The organism is Bartonella sp. AP65SXKL, from assembly GCF_042195725.1.
In the GTDB taxonomy this organism is placed as follows: domain Bacteria; phylum Pseudomonadota; class Alphaproteobacteria; order Rhizobiales; family Rhizobiaceae; genus Bartonella.
The window spans coordinates 56,798-74,015 of sequence record NZ_JBHIOW010000002.1 but is presented as its reverse complement, the minus strand read 5'-3'; the positions used below and the strand labels follow the sequence as shown (position 1 = coordinate 74,015).

Genomic DNA, 17,218 nt, shown 5'->3' with positions numbered 1-17,218 from the left:
ATTTTCATACAAGAAAAAACTGAAAAGCTCTATTTATACAGGAGATTTTTAGCTGACATTCAAAATACTGAAATATATGACCTTGTCTTAAGCTATTGTGAAAAAATATATCAAAATTTTAAAAGACGTTACAATTACAAATATATTATAACTTATTGAATATTATAAAATAAATTTACCGTATTCTTTATACAGTGCAATCTGAAAGTGTTCTTTACATACTCCTTTTGTTTTCAGAAAAAATAACAATATTCAGATCCCCAACTCAATATGAAAAATCATTATCAACCAAATTGTTACATAAAAAATTCTTCTTTACATTAAAAGCTTACTTGATAATCTTTAAAAGTAGAAAATTTTATCTTAGGAGCTCTTTCTGCTTCATAATTTAATGAAAAATGGTTCTCCGCTAAAAAAACTGGATCACCTTCTAAATCATACGCAATAGCAGAGCGGTGATTGCTGAGAAACTTTTGCAACTCATCTTTGCTCTGCGTTGAAATCCAACGGCATAAATTAAAGCGTGCAGACTCAAAATTCACTGGCAAAGAATATTCTATTTTTAATCGCTCTTTTAAAACATCAATTTGCAAAGCACCAATAACACCAATGAGAGAAGGCGACCCATCATCAGGAATAAACAATTGTACAACCCCTTCTTCAGCCATTTGTTGCAAAGCTTCTTTGAGCTTTTTTGCTTTCATTGGATCGCCCAAACAAACACGACGCAAAATCTCTGGTGCAAAATTGGGTACCCCCTTAAAGAGGATATCTTCTCCTTCAGTCAAAGTATCGCCAATACGCAATGTTCCATGATTAGGAATCCCTACGATATCACCAGCATAGGCTTGATCAGCAATTTGGCGCGAACGCGCAAAGAAAAATTGTGGAGCCGAAAGTGTCATCGGTTTTCCTGTTCGGACCAACTTTGTTTTCATACCACGTTCAAGTGTTCCCGAACATACCCGAAAAAATGCAATACGATCACGATGATTAGGATCCATATTCGCTTGAATTTTAAAAACAAATCCCGTCATTTTAGGTTCAGTTGCTATGACATTGCGCTGATCTGCACTTTGATCACGAGGACTTTGACCAAAATCTATAAGCGCATTGATCAAATCACGAACACCAAAATTTCGTAAAGCTGAACCAAAATAAACCGGTGTCATATGACCTTCACGGAAAGCTTGAAGATCAAAATTCTTGCAAACACTTTGAGCGAGTTCTACTCCTTCAAGAAAAGTGGAACGTTGATATTGGGGAAGTAAATGGACAACCTCACTGGGATTTGAAACGATCCGCTGTGTTATCTCATCATCTTTTTGGCGAAAACGGTTATGATGAAGGTCATAGGTCCCGACAAAATCTTTACCCGACCCAATGGGCCATGTTATGGGGGCGGTATCAAGAGCAAGCTTTTCTTCAATTTCATCTAAAAGCTCTATAGGATCACGTGCCTCACGATCCATTTTATTGATAAAAGTAACAATAGGAATATCCCGCATCCGACATACTTCAAACAATTTCAGTGTTCTTGGCTCAATTCCGCGTGCCCCATCCAATACCATGATAGCACTATCAACAGCTGTGAGAGTGCGATACGTATCATCCGCAAAGTCCTCATGTCCTGGAGTATCTAGGAGATTAAAAATATGATTTTCATATTCAAACGTCATCACCGAAGTCACAACGGAAATACCACGATCACGCTCAATATTCATCCAATCAGAACGGGTTTGAATACGATCTTTTTTGGCTTTTACTTCTCCTGCAAGTTGAATAGCACCACCAAACAATAAAAGCTTTTCTGTTAATGTTGTTTTCCCCGCATCTGGGTGAGCAATAATTGCAAATGTACGGCGTCGCTTTACTTCCTGCACTCTTCGTTCCATTATTCCTCCACAGGACGTGCAAGTGTTTCAGCAATCAGTGCACGCATTTCATTAATCCCATAAAGCGCTATAAATGATCCCCATCGTGGACCTCGCTCTTGTCCAAGAAGGACTTCATACAACATTTGAAAAAAAACATTAGAAACACCAGGCCCACCTTCAGGGCTTTTTTTGCTATGATCTTGATAGCGTTCCGTTAACCTTGCAACATCAAGAAGCATATTTTGTAATATGTTGCCATCAACAGTTTCAGGTAAATGAGCTAATTTTTCATCAATTTGTGCTAATGTTGCTCGTTCGCTATCATCTGGTATACGAAACTTCTTGTTTGGTTTAACAAAAACATCAAAATATTTAATGGCAAACTTCACCAATTGATCAAGTTCTGGATAAGTTTGTGCATTTGCTTCTTTAGCGTAACGAGAAATAAAACCCCAAAGAACTTCTGCATTCTCCGCATTTGAAGCACTTACCAAATTTAAAAGCATCGCAAAGGATACAGGCAAATCAACCTGCGGTGGACAACCATTATGAATATGCCATACAGGATTACTGAGCCGTTCTTGCCATTTTTGACGACCATAAGCAGAAAGATGAGCATAATATTCATCTACAGCTTTAGGAATAACATCAAAATAAAGCCTTTTTGCTGTTTTAGGTTTTGAAAACATATAAAGCCCTAAACTCTCTGTTGGGGCATAAGTAAGCCATTCATCAATGGTTAAGCCATTTCCCTTGGATTTGGAAATTTTCTGCCCTTTCTCATCTAAAAAGAGCTCATAGTTGAATCCTTCTGGGGGGGTTCCACCTAATACTTTACAAATTTTAGAAGAAAGATTTGTGGAATCGATAAGGTCTTTTCCGGCCATTTCATAATCAATGCTAAGTGCTGTCCAACGCATTGCCCAATCTACCTTCCACTGACACTTAACTTTGCCCCCTGTAACCTCTGTTTCTATGGTTTCTCCTGTTTCAGGTTCAATATAAGTGACAGTCCCTTTTTCAACATTACGCGCAATCATCGGTACCTGTAATACTTTTCCAGAAAAGGGAGAAATCGGTAGAAAGAGTGAATAGGTCGCTTGCCGTTCTTCACCTAATGTTGGTAAAATAATTGCCATAACCTTGTCATAACAGGCAAGGATTTTCAAAAGTGTTTCATCAAAACAACCGGAATTGTAATAATCCGTAGCACTTGCAAATTCATAATCAAAACCAAAACGATCAAGGAAAGCCCGTAACCGCGCATTATTTGCCGCTCCAAAAGAAGGATAATCATCTCCAAAAGGGTCGGGTACACGGCTCAACGGTTGACCAAGATAATGTTCCATCCTCTCGCGATCAGGCACATTCTCAGGAACCTTGCGCAAACCATCCATATCATCAGAAAAACAAAGTAATTTTGTTTTTACTTTATTCTCCGTGAGAATATGAAATGCATGACGCACCATGGTTGTACGTGCAACTTCCCCAAAAGTTCCAATATGCGGTAAACCAGAAGGGCCATAACCTGTTTCAAATATCACACTGTCTGGATAACCCGTTTTTTCATACCGTTTGATAATCTTACGTGCTTCTTCAAATGGCCAAGTTCTCGATTGAGAAGCTGCATCTTTTAATTCAGGCGTAAGGTTGAGGGTATCACACTGATCACGCATCATTATTTATCCTAAAAATTACACTCTTTCAAAATAGGGTGTATGGTTCTTGAATTTATTCGTCAATAATAGCAAGCAAAAAGATGAAAATTTCTTTATACTCTTAAGTCACTATACAAAAACCGCCCTCGTTATAAACATATTTTGTTCTGATAAAAATCAAAAACATTCAATATTATAAAGCAAAATTGACCTGTTTTGATTATCGAAGCCTTCATTGCTATTATTATCATGGGTTTTGCTTATTATATTTATTAGCGCAGAAGATAAGCTTCTAGTATTGAACGAAAGAACGGTAAAAACCAACAGAAAAATGCTTAAACTAGGCATTTCATACAAAAGCACTAATCCATATTACACTTGTCACCGTAATTTTCTATTTCTTTTCTTTATCACCTTGATGACGCATTGCTAATGTACGCAAACGTAGAGCATTTAATTTAATAAAACCAGTTGCATCTCTTTGATCATAAACACCTTGATCATCCTCGAAAGTTACTAACTCACTGGAATAAAGTGATTTTTTACTTTGGCGCCCTTCAATAATTACATTCCCCTTATAAAGCTTTAACGTGACTTCACCTTCAACATGTTCTTGAGATAAATCAATAGCTGCCTGCAACATCTTACGTTCCGGCGAAAACCAAAATCCATAATAAATGAGTTCTGCATAACGTGGCATCAATTCATCTTTTAAATGAGCTGCGCCACGATCTAACGTTAAAGATTCTATAGCTCTGTGAGCCGTCAAAAGAATGGTTCCACCTGGTGTTTCATAAATACCCCGTGATTTCATACCCACAAAGCGATTTTCTACCAAATCTAACCGACCAATACCATTATCGCGCCCATAATGATTTAACTCTGCAAGTAAAGTTGCAGGTGATAAATTTTTTCCATTGATTGAAACAGCATCGCCTTTTTTAAAGCCAAGAGTAATTCTGGTTGCTTGATCTGGAGCATCTTCCGGCGAAAGAGTACGCATATGGACATATTCAGGAGCAGGAAGTGCTGGATCTTCTAAAATCTTTCCTTCTGATGAAGAATGCAATAAATTTGCATCCACTGAAAAAGGCGCTTCACCTTGCTTATCCTTTTCTACAGGAATTTGATGAATACGAGCAAATTCAAAGAGATCTGTCCGACTCTTAAAATCCCAATCACGCCATGGAGCAATAATCTTTATATCAGGATTAAGCGCATAAGCGGAAAGCTCAAAGCGTACCTGATCATTGCCTTTTCCTGTTGCTCCATGAGCAATGGCATCTGCCCCTGTTTCCTCAGCAATTTCAATAAGGCGTTTTGAAATAAGTGGACGTGCAATTGATGTTCCTAAAAGATAAGTCCCCTCATAAACGGTATTGGCTCGAAACATCGGAAACACAAAATCACGCACAAATTCTTCGCGCAAATCTTCAATGTAGATCTCTTTAACACCTAGCATTTCAGCTTTACGACGAGCAAGTTCTAGCTCTTCCCCCTGCCCCAAATCTGCTGTAAAAGTTACAACTTCAACACCTAGCGCACTTTGCAACCATTTAAGAATAATTGACGTATCCAATCCACCTGAATAAGCCAAAACAACTTTTCTAATATTTTGCCACTTTTTCATTTTAACGTTCTATATGAGCTACTTTTTTATTTCTACCCAAAAATCAAAACGATGCAAGAAATATAAAAATAAATTCTTTTTAAGCAACATTAAAAAGACGCAAAAAGCGTAAATAAAGGTGCCTCAAAGTATAAATAGTGAACAATGCTTAAAAATAAAAGGAGATTTACGTGTCATTTCTACCGGAGTGGTCTATTGTTGTACAATTTGCTTTAGCATCGTTGATTTTAGCACTTATTCCAGGACCAGATATGATGCTTTCTGTAGGACGAACCATTACACAAAGCAAAAAAGCTGGAATTATGTGCGCCTTGGGTAGTGCAACAGGGTTTGCCATTCAGGTTACCGCTGTAGCACTTGGCTTATCAGCGCTTATTTTTGCTGCACCACATACTTTTGTTCTTCTGAAAATTGTTGGCGCCTTTTATCTTTTATGGTTTTCCTTTCAAGCTTTACGGAGAAACCCCACTTTTTCCTTTGAACAGACATCTTCTAAATCTCAAAGCGCTAAACGTAACTATCTTGCCGGTATTGGAATTAATCTTCTCAATCCTAAAGTTATACTCTTTAACGCGACATTCTTACCACAATTTATCAATGCGAATGATCCTATGGCAACACAAAAATTGCTCTTTTTAGGACTCTCTTATATTCCTATTTCTTTCCCCATTACAATTGCAATCGTTTTTACAGCGCATAAACTTACCAAAACTCTCAAAAAGAACCCTCTTTATATTCGCTTTCTCGACTGGCTTATTGCTGGTACTTTTACCAGCTTTGCCCTCCATCTCCTTGTGGTTACAAAACATTGATTTATACGTGTAATGTATCGCTTTTAATTTAAATAAAAAAACAAATATTATAAGATTTTTTCATTTCAAACCTGTTTGTTTTGGATAAAACAATACCTTTCCTTTGTACATCACAAGAGAAGCTGGAGTTTTCGTATGGATAAAAACTATCTAAGAAAAGAATAAAAACACCTCTTATAAACCATCTCAAGTACTAAAAGCTGTTACAACATTGGGAGCTGAAAAATAGAATGGTGGTACCAATTTACACCTTTATTAAACATAAAGGTGTAGGAGTACAATACATTTACAGAAGCTTTTTGTTATACTCCTCACAAGCATTATCGTGATATGAAGAGTGTACTAAGAGATACTTAAAAAACATATCAATGGATAACTCAATGGTATTTATATTTTAGATCCTCTGTTTTGCTTGTGATGCGTGATCTTATTTAAGAAAATAATAAACAAAAGCATGAGGCAGTGCACAATCTCCACTTTTTAAAAGATATTACCGTAGATGCTTTTAAAAGACATAAAACCGAATTAACGAGTATGATAATAAGGTAGAAATTAGTTATAATCCTTAAGACCTCATATTCCCTCTAAATTAGGTTTCCTTCTTATTTCAGAGATTATGTAAACAGACTATAGACAATCTCTTACCCCATTTAGCATATAAACGCTGAAACTGTTCGTCTAGCACTTATCCATCTTAATCTCTGTCTCACATATGCCATCGCATGAAGTTTGGATATTAAATTACAAACAAAAAAGTATAGGCCTCGATATCGCTGAAAATTGCGTTACCTAATGACCAATGGCATTTTCAAGTCGTAAACGTTCAGATTTACGTAAGCGCTCTGAAGCTGATTTAAGCTGTCCACATGCAGCTAAAATATCGCGTCCACGCGGTATCCGAATAGGAGAAGCATAGCCCGCTTGATTAACGACATCAGCAAAACGCTCGATTTGCTCCCAATCAGAACATTGATAATTACTCCCTGGCCACGGATTAAAAGGGATTAAATTAATCTTAGCAGGAATCCCTTTCAATAACTGAATCAATCGCTTAGCATCATCTAAACTATCATTGATATCTTTCAGCATAACATATTCAAATGTGATTCGTTTTGCATTGGAAAGACCAGGATAATTACGGCAAGCCTCCATTAGTAAAGCAAGCGGATATTTTTTATTAATGGGAACAAGCATATCCCTTAGTGTATCGTGTACTGCGTGGAGTGAAATTGCTAACATAACACCAATTTCTTCTCCAGTTCGGATAATTCCAGGAACAACTCCACTAGTTGAAAGCGTAATTCGACGTTTTGATAAAGAAAGTCCATCGCCATCAGAGGCAATCAATAAAGCTTTTTTAACAGCTTCAAAATTATAAAGAGGTTCTCCCATTCCCATCATAACAATATTGGTAATTTTTCGTCCTTCAATGGGAACAATTGCTCCATCAGGGGTATTCTTATCAGGAAAATCACCCAAACAATCACGTGCAACCAATAATTGTGCCAAAATTTCTTCTGCGGTCAGATTACGAACAAGCATCTGCGTTCCCGTATGGCAAAAAGAGCAGGTTAACGTACACCCTACTTGCGATGAAAGACATAAAGTACCACGTCCTTCTTCAGGGATATAAACCGTTTCAATTTCAACAGGCCTTCCAGCTCCACGTGCAGGAAAACGTAAGAGCCATTTACGCGTACCATCTTTTGATATTTGTTCTCCAACAATTTCTGGGCGCGCAATGGAGAAATGACACTTAAGTGTTTCTTGCATTGCTTTAGAAATATTCAGCATCTCATCAAAATTTGAAACACCACGCACATAAAGCCAATGCCAAAGCTGACGCACACGCATACGCGTTTGATGCTCTGGTACACCAACTGTCTTTAAAGCTTGCATCATTTCATCTTGCGACAAACCAATTAAAGAGAGCTTAGAACTCTCCTTCACGACCACATTATCTGTTTTTCGTGCAAAACATGAACCAACTGGTCTAAGGTCATAAGAAATGGCCATTGCTTTCCAATTCACATCACTATTTTAGAGTTATCGAAACCTTAATGGCACTTTTGAGCTGCATTTAATGCAGCAGTGACCCCTTTTAAGGAATAAGTATAAGTGGTATGCGTTCCTCGTTTTGATATCGCTTGCACTGTCATATTGCTTCCAGCACGCATAGCAGAAACAAGCTGCTTTTCTAGCTCTGATGACGCCAGCCAAGCTGAGGAATCTTTCGTGAAAAAATCAAAGTCCTTACCTCCAATGGTCACTGTCACTCTCGACCCTTCTTGAAGGGTATAACCAGCCATAAACTGCGGTTCAAACGAAATAGGTGAATGAGAACGCTTGGTAACCAAGAAAAAGTTATCACCATGATTAACTGTCGTTGGAAGAGCCTTCAAAGGTACCGATAACACATAGCAAATCGTATTTTTGGGCGATTTATAAGAATAGGCTCCCCACGCTTCAAATTGATTTAAACGGCTTGGCGTTTGTGCATATGCCACTCCCGCTGTAACAAGAACCATTACAGATGCAGCAATAACAGTCTTTTCAAACATCTTCATTTAGCTCACTTCTTTAGTCTCTAACAAGATTTTCTTCATTGGAAAAATTTAACAAAAACTCCTCGATATTCATGTGTTATTGTCCTAATTCCTTCAATAAGCGAAATATTTTCACACTAATCAAAATAGATTTCTACGTTTCATTGTGACCTTTTAATCGTTACCAAAACATAAACTTCTTATTCAATAACCACATTAAAAAATAATATCTTCATTTTACGCTACTTATTTCGTTTTTGTATAAAAAACGATTTCTTTAAGCTATAGAACTTCAAAACGAGATGAAAATATACCACCACTCTGTTAAGAAATAAACCTTACTCTTTATATCACAAGCAATCTGATGCAAAATTTTGAAAATACACCCCGGACTCCCCGCAAAAAAGCTTAATCGCCTTACGAATATCACTTCTCGACTTTATGCATTCAATACATTTATGTTCGCAGAATACTCCATCTTTTACTCATTATAGTGCATTCATATTTCGTATTCAATATCGTCCCGATAACACTTTTTCTCAATCTTCAAAAGACCTTGTAAAAATAATAAAATATTATCAAGATATTAATAATAAAACATAAAGAATTTAGATTCTATCTCAATAATCACATACAATTTTGTTTCTTTTGATCTTATTTCCCTATATACTTCATCTCCAATTATTAATTTCTAAAATGATTTTAGTAGCTTATAATAGCTTAATCGTATTATTTTAATGTATTAGACGATATTTTTCTTTCTGTTATAAAAAACTTCTTAAGAATTCTTTGGGAAAGTCTCCTTATCTTATTTCTAAGTAATTTATAAAAAGAAATATAAAACTTTTTTCTATAGCAGTTCTAACATTACCGTTTTTTAAACAATATTTTAATCAATTAAAGACACTTAAATAAATCTTCCTATGCATAAAAACTCTTTCACCCAACCTAAAGGTATAATTTTCATTCTTACCGTACAAAATTGTTCTTTAGCATGAGCTCTATACAACAGCAGACATCTAAATCATATCTATAAAATAGTTGATCTCTCCACTTGTGAAGAAGAAAGCTGGCACCATAACACTATTTTCCAGCTCCCAATGTTTTGCACAACTCTCGATACTTTAGACGATTCATAGGAAGCATTTTTACCCCTTTCTTGTACAGTTTTTATCCACACGCTAATTCCGTTTACAACGTGCAAGGAAATGGTTTTGATTGATTCAACATAAACAAGTTTGGAATGAGAGAATTTTACAATATTCGGATCTCTCATCCAACATGCGAAATAGTGAATTATATTTAAAATCAATATCTTGCTATACTGAAGATACAATATATCTCTTATTTTTTCTTGAGCATTAAAATATTATCCCTAAACACTCAAACTCAACTTACAAAAAAATTCAATGCACAAATAAACTTTTCTGTTGATTTCTTTCCCGCTTTCAAAGGACGAAGATTCTTAATCCAATCTGGACTGAAAAAGTTTGGATTCTTGTCGAGCGATCTCCTCTTTTCTTCCCACTCATGTGATTCACTTAACTAAAGGCTCTACAGATAAGTCCTGTTTAAAAATATTTACCACGCACTCTAAAAGCACTTAATATATTAAGAAGACTTACAGAATTTATCTCACCATATCTCAAATGATAGTGTTTTTACAGTATAACAGGATAAAAGAATCCACGAACATAATAATTAGATGCTTTAATATACGAGAACAAGAAAGGAAAAGCCCTTCGTTTTTGTTGGTTGCTCTTTAAAAAGAAGGTTCAATTAGAAGTAAGTTTCTTAAATCTCATGACATAACCTTTTGTTATTAGTCTTAAGATGCAAATTATATTATTTCCTACGCTCTGTAGTGCATACCTCGCAATTTATACGCTCATAATAACTTTTAAGCTGCATTTGATTCTGAAGATTGAATCAATAAAGCATAAAGCGCATTGGCATTATGCGTACTGCGCAACTTTTGTACAACATCAGTGTGACGCAAAACACGTGCGATCTGTGATAAAGCTTTTAAGTGATCTGCACCAGCATTTTCAGGTGCTAAAAGGAGAAAAACGAGATCTATAGGTTCGTCGTCAAGAGCTTCAAAATCAACAGGACTTTCAAGACGTGCAAATATACCAATGATCCGATTAATATCAGGTAATTTTCCATGAGGAATCGCAATACCTCCACCCAAACCCGTTGAACCAAGCTTCTCGCGTTGTAAAACAACATCAAAAATCACATGCTCACTAAGACCTGTTAGCTTGGAAGCTTTTTCGGCTAAAATTTGCAGAACCTGTTTTTTCGAATTAGCCTTAAGAGCCGGAATGATCGCTTCCGGTGCTATTAACTCACTCAAATTCATACTTTAATTTTCCTCTTACACGCTAAAATGCTCATCAATAAACCTATAAACGCTATAGATACTTAATGTTCTTTCACTTTTCGCAACATCGCATGTGTTTTTACTTTTCAATTTATAATGGGTGATGGCTCAATACATCTCATATCACTTCTAAAACAACAATAAATAGTATTCGGATCATCATTAACGGCATAAGAAACCAAAGAAATGAAGTTGTTCATAAAGTTAATTTCCTTGCGACTCTAGAACAGGTCATTATTCATAAATTTATTAAACTTGTCATAAGAGTTTGATGTATAATCCGCCATCAGAGTTTTTCTTTCTTTAAAAATGAGCCCTTAAATTAAGATGAAAAGCATACTGAGCAAAATGGACCTTTACTTTGAAAATTACTGTATAGCTTGAACATCGACTTATAACAAGAATATAAAGATTTTTAGAAATTTAATGATTATTTTAAAAGATTTATAGATTTAGCCTGATATCTGTAGCCAAGCTCCTATTTTCAAATAGGCGATATAAACCAATAAAATACGACAACTCCTATTGAATAACCGCAATATATAAACCGGTGCTCCCATCAAAATACCTAAAACAGCATCATCGATATATTATTTGATTCGACAGAGAAAAATATGATAAATATCTCTTACCTTTCAATAACACACGCATTTATTGAGAGCTTCGTTTATCACTCATTATCACGTTAATCTAGTGATATCTTTTCTATGATATAATTATGAGTAAGCTAAACTTATAAAACAACAAACTAACCTCTAATGATGAAGCCTTTTTCACCACTCAATAACAACATTAAGGTTATAGTCATAAAAGAAGTTTTGGCATAAATAAGGAAATTTTCAGTAATAATGTTTGGTTAAACTTAAATGGAAACTCGTGAAAGCTGTAAAATCAAAGAGAAAACTGATTTCCCAAATAAATTCTGCGTACATCAACGTTGTTGATAATATCGTTAGGACAACCGTGAACTAACACCCGCCCTGTATGAATAATATAAGCGCGATCGACAAGCCCTAATGTCTCACGCACATTATGATCCGTTATTAAAACACCAATGCCACGCCTCGTTAAATGACGAATAAGTTGTTGAATATCGAAAATAGCGATAGGATCAATTCCTGCAAATGGTTCATCAAGTAACATAAAATGGGGACGAGAAGCTAAAGCGCGCGCAATTTCAAGTCTCCGACGTTCACCTCCAGATAACGAAAGTGCAGACATTTTACGTAAATGATCAATTTTAAATTCATGTAAAAGGCTATCTAACTCTTCACGTTGTTTAAGGCGATCTTTTTCAACGACCTCTAAAACAGCTTTAATGTTATTTTCTACTGAAAGACCACGAAAAATAGACGCTTCCTGTGGAAGATATCCAATACCTAAACGCGCACGTCGATACATCGGAAGATGCGTAATATCAAATCCATCAATTTTAATGGATCCTCCATCAGATTTTATAAGCCCTGTCACCATATAAAAACAAGTTGTTTTACCTGCCCCATTGGGCCCTAAAATGCCAACGGCTTCTCCCGTACGAATGCCAAAAGAAACACCATTAACAGTTCGTCTTCCTCGATAAACTTTAATCAAATTACTGGCAATCAAGGTCCCTTTTAAGGGATTTTTTGAAGCTTCACTTTCAAGATTATACCTATCGGTCTGTTTTTTTCTTTTGATTCCAAACATGAAATCTTAATGGCCATTCTTTTGATTTTGTTTTAAAATAATAGAAACACGACCTTTTTTCTTAGGCGTCTCACAACCTTCTAAAAAAGCCTTTCCGCTTTCCATATTTGCCGTTAGTTTGCACCCCGTTGCCACATTGTCACCATCAGTTAACACAACATGATTCCCTGTCAAACTCATCATTTTTGACTTTCCATCAAAAACACCTTTATCACCCGTAGCAACTTGCGTAGCAATTTTTATATAAACTTTTCCTAAAGCTTCCATTTTTTGTATACTCGACGAACCAAATAAAGAAACAGATGATGCCTTTGTATCTTCCTTGTTTTTATCAATTTCTTTATATGCTTTATCGTAGTAAACAACTAATTCTGCCGTTTTTAAAAGACGTTCACCTTGTACCACTGAAACATCACCCTTAAAAAGCGCTATCCCTTCTTTATCACGTATTTCCAAAGAATCTGCATGAAGTTCTACCGGTTCTTTATCGCTTGATAGACTTATTCCAAAATGAGCCACTTCAGCATATCCTAAAACTGCTCCTTCTCCTAACATTCCCATGCTAAAAGCTAACATCACACCTATCCATCTTTTGTACGATTTCATTATTTCAATTCTTCTGTTTGTATATACACATACTTCTCTTTATAAATATCCTTTAAAGATTTGTATTGATATTGCGTTATTGCTTTTGAAGCACTAAATGCACACCACCATGGAAATATATGTTTTTTCCTTTTTCTCGAATTTGTAAGGCGTTTGCGGCAAGATTCAAACCGGCTTGCTGAATATTAACACGTTGATCTGTTTTTAACTGTCCCTCGGATAAGTTAATACTAGCTGACATAAATCGTACCATCATCCCATCATTCGTCGTAATCGTGAATGGCTTATCCAACTGTAAAAAACCATTAATGTTATCGTAAACCCCCCCTTGTGCGACGAGAAAAACCTGTCGTTGTTGGCCCATAAATGCTCTAGCTGTAATGTTTTGCAACCCAATCATTCCAGCGTGTGTATGGTCTTGAAATGCCTTTTCTGCTTTAAGCCAATAAGGTTCATGAGCACGCGTATACCCTTCTAATTTTGGATTGAGCATCGTCAAATTCATCACGCCACTTTCTCCATTATTCAAAGGCATAGAATCAGAAGTAACGGGAACCAAGAAAAACGTAAACCAGCAAAAAACCAGCGCTGAAATCAACGCTAAGAGAGGTAAAAAAATTTTTAATATGCTAATGCGACGCGAATGACGGGATGCTTTTTTTAAAACATCTCCAAAAGATGATTGCGTTGAAAAGGCTTCATAATGATTGTGTACGGACATACTCTCCTGATCTCTTAAATCCTCCGCATTTTTAATCTGTATACCCTTTATAGAAGGTATTTTCAAATTTTGTTTCTTGCAATTTGTTTTTTCTTGATTTTATTTTGCTTTTATCCGTTTATATATTGTAATATGCATGGAGTGCACAATTACAAAATTTTTTTGTGTGAAAGTGAGGCTATTGTGGTAAAATCAGAGCTTGTACAAATTATCGCTCGTCATAACCCGCATCTTTTTCAACGGGATGTGGAGAATATTGTAAACGCTATTTTTGAGGAAATTGCAACAGCACTTGCAAATGGCAATCGCGTTGAACTTCGTGGATTTGGAGCTTTTTCTGTAAAAAGCCGTTCAGCCCGTAATGGACGTAACCCACGAACAGGTGAAGCCGTTTCTGTTGAAGAAAAGTGGATTCCTTTTTTTAAAACTGGCAAGGATTTACGCGACCGTCTTAATCAGTGAGAAACTTATGATAATTAAACGTATTCTTCTAACAAGTATCGGTGTGATTCTCGCAGCGGTTTTGATTGTTTTTATCGTGGCTAATCGTCAAATGGTTCCGTTAACCCTTGATCCTTTTCGAGCAAATCCTGAAAGTTTTACTTATCATGCTCCCCTCTTTATATGGCTCTTTATTTTCTTTAGTTTTGGTATTTTATTAGGAAATCTGATCAGTTGGTTTTCCTATCACAAATACAAAAAAGCTCTCAAAAAAAGTAAAGCCGAGATTGAAAAATTGAAAACATCTATCACAAATCTGGTGTAATGGTATTTAAATGAAATCTTTTCTCTTTAGTATTTTATATTCAGTACAGAGTTAAAAGTGCTCTTTTTCTTTTTTTATACATGTTTTAATTGACTTTAGCTTTTTTGCACTTTTACGAAACATTTAAGAGCTTTATAATATATTTTTATACCTCATATACCGTGATACAAAACATGCCCGCACAATGCTTTCAATTCTCCCATAACAATAGATATCCGCAGGAAAAGCTGCCCCTTATTTTAGAAACGGGTATAAGCGAAAACTATGCTCTCATTGATTCTGGTCATGGACAAAAATTAGAACGTTATGGAGCTTACCGCATTATTCGACCAGAAGGTCAAGCACTATGGAAACCCGCTTTACCACAAAAACAATGGGCTGATGTTGATGCTATTTTCACAGGAAACCTTGATGAAGAAGGGGTTGGGCGTTGGCATTTTCCTAAAAAGCCACTTGATGAAACATGGGCTCTTGCTTGGAATGGATTGTCTTTTCTAGGCCGTTTTACTTCCTTTCGTCATGTGGGGGTTTTTCCTGAACAAGATGCCCATTGGCGCTCTATGGAAGAACAAATTGTTAAAGCCGAACGCCCTATAAAATTGTTGAATCTTTTTGGCTATACAGGTATTGCCTCTTTGATTGGAGCACGAGCGGGTGCGAATGTTACCCATGTTGATGCTTCTAAAAAAGCCATTGCGTGGGCAAAAGCTAATCAAGAAAGAGCAGGATTACCAGATCATTCTATTCGCTGGATTTGCGATGATGCTATGAAATTTGTCGAGCGTGAACTGCGTCGTAAGAAAAGCTATGATATGATTCTTCTTGATCCCCCTGCTTATGGGCGTGGACCCCATGGTGAAATTTGGCAACTGTTTGATCATTTACCCGCTATGATCACAAATTGTCGTAAACTTCTCTCTGATAAACCGCTCTCTGTTGTCCTTACGGCTTATTCTATTCGTGCTTCCTTCTTTGCACTTCATGCTTTAATGCGTGATGCATTTGTAAATCTTGGTGGTACGGTCGAATCAGGAGAACTCATTTTGCGTGAAGAAGTTGCAGGACGTGCTCTTTCTACTTCTCTTTTTAGCCGTTGGATTGCTTGAATATGTGTAGACCCAAAACTGGTAGAGTGAAAGAAATTACCTCTCTTAGCAACCCCATCATAAAAAATCTTAAAGCACTTAGCCAAAAGAAAAACCGTAATAGAGAAGGTCTTTTCATGGCAGAAGGATTGAAATTGGTCATTGATGCTCTCAATCTTGGCTGGACAATACAGACGCTTATTTTTTCTAAAAGTGAAATCGGTAATGCTACTATCGAAAATACTGCCGCACGTGCTGTAGCCAACGGTGGTTTTGTTATTAAAGCCTCACAAAAGGTTATGGAATCACTTACCCGACGCGATAATCCACAAACAGTTATTGGTATTTTCAAGCAAAAATGGCACTCTTTTGAAATGATAAAAGGGCAGATTAAAGATGTTTACATCGCGCTTGATCGTGTACGTGATCCTGGAAACCTTGGTACCATTATTCGAACCGCTGATGCTGTAGGTGCTAAAGGTGTTATTTTAATTGGCGAGACAACAGACCCTTTCTCGCCTGAAACAGTCCGCGCAACCATGGGATCTATTTTCTCTGTACCACTTTATCGTTTTGATGAAAACGGCTTTTTAAACTGGTCTTCTCACTTTAAAGGTATGATTGTTGGAACACACCTCAAAGGTTCTCTGGATTATCGCACACTTGACTTCAAAAATGGCCCTATTATCCTTTTAATGGGGAATGAAAAACAGGGATTATCAGATCTTCTTACGAATCGGTGTGATAAACTTACGCGTATTCCACAAAGCGGACGAGCAGACTCGCTTAATCTAGCTGTAGCAACAGCTGTTATGCTTTATGAAATCCGTCGCCCCTATTTAATACTGGAACCATGTGAGGAAAAACATGATTCGTAAATCACTCCCTTTTCTTCTCTTGGGCTTGGCTTTTACAGTAGTACTTGATCAAGCTGTCAAATACTGGGTTATGCACAATATGCCTTTAGGAACAGAAATTTCGCTTATTCCTTTTCTTTCCCTTTATCATGTGCGCAATTCTGGCATTGCATTTTCGTTTTTTTCTTCCTTTTCTCAGTGGGGAATCATCGCCATCACGATCATTGTGATTATCTTTCTTCTATGGTTATGGAAAAATACTGAATATAATAAGTCTTTAATGTGCTTTGGCCTTATTCTTATTATTGGGGGAGCCATCGGCAATCTCATTGATCGTATTCGCTTTCATCATGTCACTGATTATATACTTTTTCATATTGATGATATTTTTTATTTTGCTATTTTCAACCTTGCAGATAGTTTTATCACTCTCGGTGTTATTGCCATCCTTATTGAAGAATTGCGTACTTGGATGAAAGCAAGGCGTCATTCCAATAGTACATCTTCTCATTGATATGTTCAGTGCCTTAGAAAACAGAGATTATTGACCGTCACAAGTCTGATTACGCATTGATTTCTCTTAATCAA

Annotated in this window: 15 protein-coding genes; 6 read left to right on the top strand and 9 right to left on the bottom strand. The window is 36.4% G+C overall.

What is annotated here, in order from left to right; translation table 11 throughout:
- Positions 1-320 precede the first annotated feature (320 nt).
- The 3 genes from ACFIMP_RS01785 to ACFIMP_RS01775 form a co-directional block, all read right to left on the bottom strand.
- On the bottom strand, positions 321-1,895 hold the full coding sequence (locus ACFIMP_RS01785; protein WP_375612784.1) for a peptide chain release factor 3: 1,575 nt from the start codon (positions 1,893-1,895) through the stop codon (positions 321-323).
- Positions 1,895-3,556 (bottom strand): lysine--tRNA ligase, encoded by a 1,662-nt coding sequence (locus ACFIMP_RS01780; RefSeq protein ID WP_375612783.1) that lies wholly within the window; start codon positions 3,554-3,556, stop codon positions 1,895-1,897. The genes ACFIMP_RS01785 and ACFIMP_RS01780 overlap by 1 nt, the downstream gene beginning before the upstream one ends.
- A 373-nt stretch (positions 3,557-3,929) precedes the next feature.
- The gene (locus ACFIMP_RS01775; protein ID WP_375612782.1) at positions 3,930-5,165 is read right to left on the bottom strand and encodes an argininosuccinate synthase; all 1,236 of its coding nucleotides are present in this window, start codon (positions 5,163-5,165) and stop codon (positions 3,930-3,932) included.
- Between the two features lie 170 nt (positions 5,166-5,335).
- Here ACFIMP_RS01775 and ACFIMP_RS01770 point away from each other — a divergent pair, with 170 nt between their 5' ends.
- Positions 5,336-5,977, top strand: a complete 642-nt coding sequence (locus ACFIMP_RS01770; protein WP_375612781.1) for a LysE family translocator — start codon at positions 5,336-5,338, stop codon at positions 5,975-5,977.
- A gap of 789 nt (positions 5,978-6,766) precedes the next feature.
- On the opposite strand, the gene rlmN is transcribed toward ACFIMP_RS01770, so the two are convergent.
- The 6 genes from rlmN to lptC all read right to left on the bottom strand — a co-directional run bounded on the left by rlmN (position 6,767) and on the right by lptC (position 13,922).
- The gene (gene rlmN, locus ACFIMP_RS01765; protein WP_375612780.1) at positions 6,767-7,993 is read right to left on the bottom strand and encodes a dual-specificity RNA methyltransferase RlmN; all 1,227 of its coding nucleotides are present in this window, start codon (positions 7,991-7,993) and stop codon (positions 6,767-6,769) included.
- Between the two features lie 41 nt (positions 7,994-8,034).
- The gene (locus tag ACFIMP_RS01760; protein ID WP_375611465.1) at positions 8,035-8,538 is read right to left on the bottom strand and encodes an invasion associated locus B family protein; all 504 of its coding nucleotides are present in this window, start codon (positions 8,536-8,538) and stop codon (positions 8,035-8,037) included.
- Positions 8,539-10,423: 1,885 nt separating this feature from the next.
- Positions 10,424-10,888 carry a PTS IIA-like nitrogen regulatory protein PtsN gene (gene ptsN, locus ACFIMP_RS01755; protein WP_375612779.1) on the bottom strand — a complete coding sequence of 155 codons (465 nt, stop codon included), beginning with the start codon at positions 10,886-10,888 and terminating at the stop codon, positions 10,424-10,426.
- 912 nt (positions 10,889-11,800) lie between these two features.
- A complete protein-coding gene (gene lptB, locus ACFIMP_RS01750) occupies positions 11,801-12,595 on the bottom strand; it encodes an LPS export ABC transporter ATP-binding protein (protein WP_012754448.1) in 795 nt (264 codons plus the stop codon).
- Between the two features lie 6 nt (positions 12,596-12,601).
- Positions 12,602-13,201 (bottom strand): LptA/OstA family protein, encoded by a 600-nt coding sequence (locus ACFIMP_RS01745; protein ID WP_375612778.1) that lies wholly within the window; start codon positions 13,199-13,201, stop codon positions 12,602-12,604.
- A 76-nt stretch (positions 13,202-13,277) separates the two neighbouring features.
- A complete protein-coding gene (lptC, locus tag ACFIMP_RS01740; protein WP_375678852.1) occupies positions 13,278-13,922 on the bottom strand; it encodes an LPS export ABC transporter periplasmic protein LptC in 645 nt (214 codons plus the stop codon).
- A gap of 183 nt (positions 13,923-14,105) precedes the next feature.
- Between lptC and ihfB the strand changes: the two genes are divergently transcribed.
- The 5 genes from ihfB to lspA all read left to right on the top strand — a co-directional run bounded on the left by ihfB (position 14,106) and on the right by lspA (position 17,144).
- Positions 14,106-14,384 (top strand): integration host factor subunit beta, encoded by a 279-nt coding sequence (ihfB, locus tag ACFIMP_RS01735; protein ID WP_273790186.1) that lies wholly within the window; start codon positions 14,106-14,108, stop codon positions 14,382-14,384.
- A 7-nt stretch (positions 14,385-14,391) separates the two neighbouring features.
- Positions 14,392-14,688: a lipopolysaccharide assembly protein LapA domain-containing protein gene (locus ACFIMP_RS01730; RefSeq protein ID WP_375681783.1), complete on the top strand. Its 297-nt coding sequence runs from the start codon at positions 14,392-14,394 to the stop codon at positions 14,686-14,688.
- 173 nt (positions 14,689-14,861) lie between these two features.
- Positions 14,862-15,794, top strand: coding sequence for a class I SAM-dependent methyltransferase (locus ACFIMP_RS01725; protein ID WP_375620886.1), 933 nt, complete (start codon positions 14,862-14,864; stop codon positions 15,792-15,794).
- Between the two features lie 2 nt (positions 15,795-15,796).
- Positions 15,797-16,651 carry a TrmH family RNA methyltransferase gene (locus ACFIMP_RS01720; RefSeq protein WP_375611349.1) on the top strand — a complete coding sequence of 285 codons (855 nt, stop codon included), beginning with the start codon at positions 15,797-15,799 and terminating at the stop codon, positions 16,649-16,651.
- A complete protein-coding gene (gene lspA / locus ACFIMP_RS01715; RefSeq protein WP_375612774.1) occupies positions 16,641-17,144 on the top strand; it encodes a signal peptidase II in 504 nt (167 codons plus the stop codon). The genes ACFIMP_RS01720 and lspA overlap by 11 nt, the downstream gene beginning before the upstream one ends.
- Positions 17,145-17,218: the final 74 nt, after the last annotated feature.

Bases quoted from the DNA above. Each gene is read 5' to 3' on its own strand.
- ACFIMP_RS01785 (WP_375612784.1), bottom strand. From the start codon at position 1,895: ATGGAACGAAGAGTGCAGGAAGTAAAGCGACGCCGTACATTTGCAATT.
- ACFIMP_RS01780 (WP_375612783.1), bottom strand. From the start codon at position 3,556: ATGATGCGTGATCAGTGTGATACCCTCAACCTTACGCCTGAATTAAAA.
- ACFIMP_RS01775 (WP_375612782.1), bottom strand. From the start codon at position 5,165: ATGAAAAAGTGGCAAAATATTAGAAAAGTTGTTTTGGCTTATTCAGGT.
- rlmN (WP_375612780.1), bottom strand. From the start codon at position 7,993: ATGGCCATTTCTTATGACCTTAGACCAGTTGGTTCATGTTTTGCACGA.
- ACFIMP_RS01760 (WP_375611465.1), bottom strand. From the start codon at position 8,538: ATGTTTGAAAAGACTGTTATTGCTGCATCTGTAATGGTTCTTGTTACA.
- ptsN (WP_375612779.1), bottom strand. From the start codon at position 10,888: ATGAATTTGAGTGAGTTAATAGCACCGGAAGCGATCATTCCGGCTCTT.
- lptB (WP_012754448.1), bottom strand. From the start codon at position 12,595: ATGTTTGGAATCAAAAGAAAAAAACAGACCGATAGGTATAATCTTGAA.
- ACFIMP_RS01745 (WP_375612778.1), bottom strand. From the start codon at position 13,201: ATGAAATCGTACAAAAGATGGATAGGTGTGATGTTAGCTTTTAGCATG.
- lptC (WP_375678852.1), bottom strand. From the start codon at position 13,922: ATGTCCGTACACAATCATTATGAAGCCTTTTCAACGCAATCATCTTTT.
- ACFIMP_RS01730 (WP_375681783.1), top strand. From the start codon at position 14,392: ATGATAATTAAACGTATTCTTCTAACAAGTATCGGTGTGATTCTCGCA.
- ACFIMP_RS01725 (WP_375620886.1), top strand. From the start codon at position 14,862: ATGCCCGCACAATGCTTTCAATTCTCCCATAACAATAGATATCCGCAG.
- ACFIMP_RS01720 (WP_375611349.1), top strand. From the start codon at position 15,797: ATGTGTAGACCCAAAACTGGTAGAGTGAAAGAAATTACCTCTCTTAGC.
- lspA (WP_375612774.1), top strand. From the start codon at position 16,641: ATGATTCGTAAATCACTCCCTTTTCTTCTCTTGGGCTTGGCTTTTACA.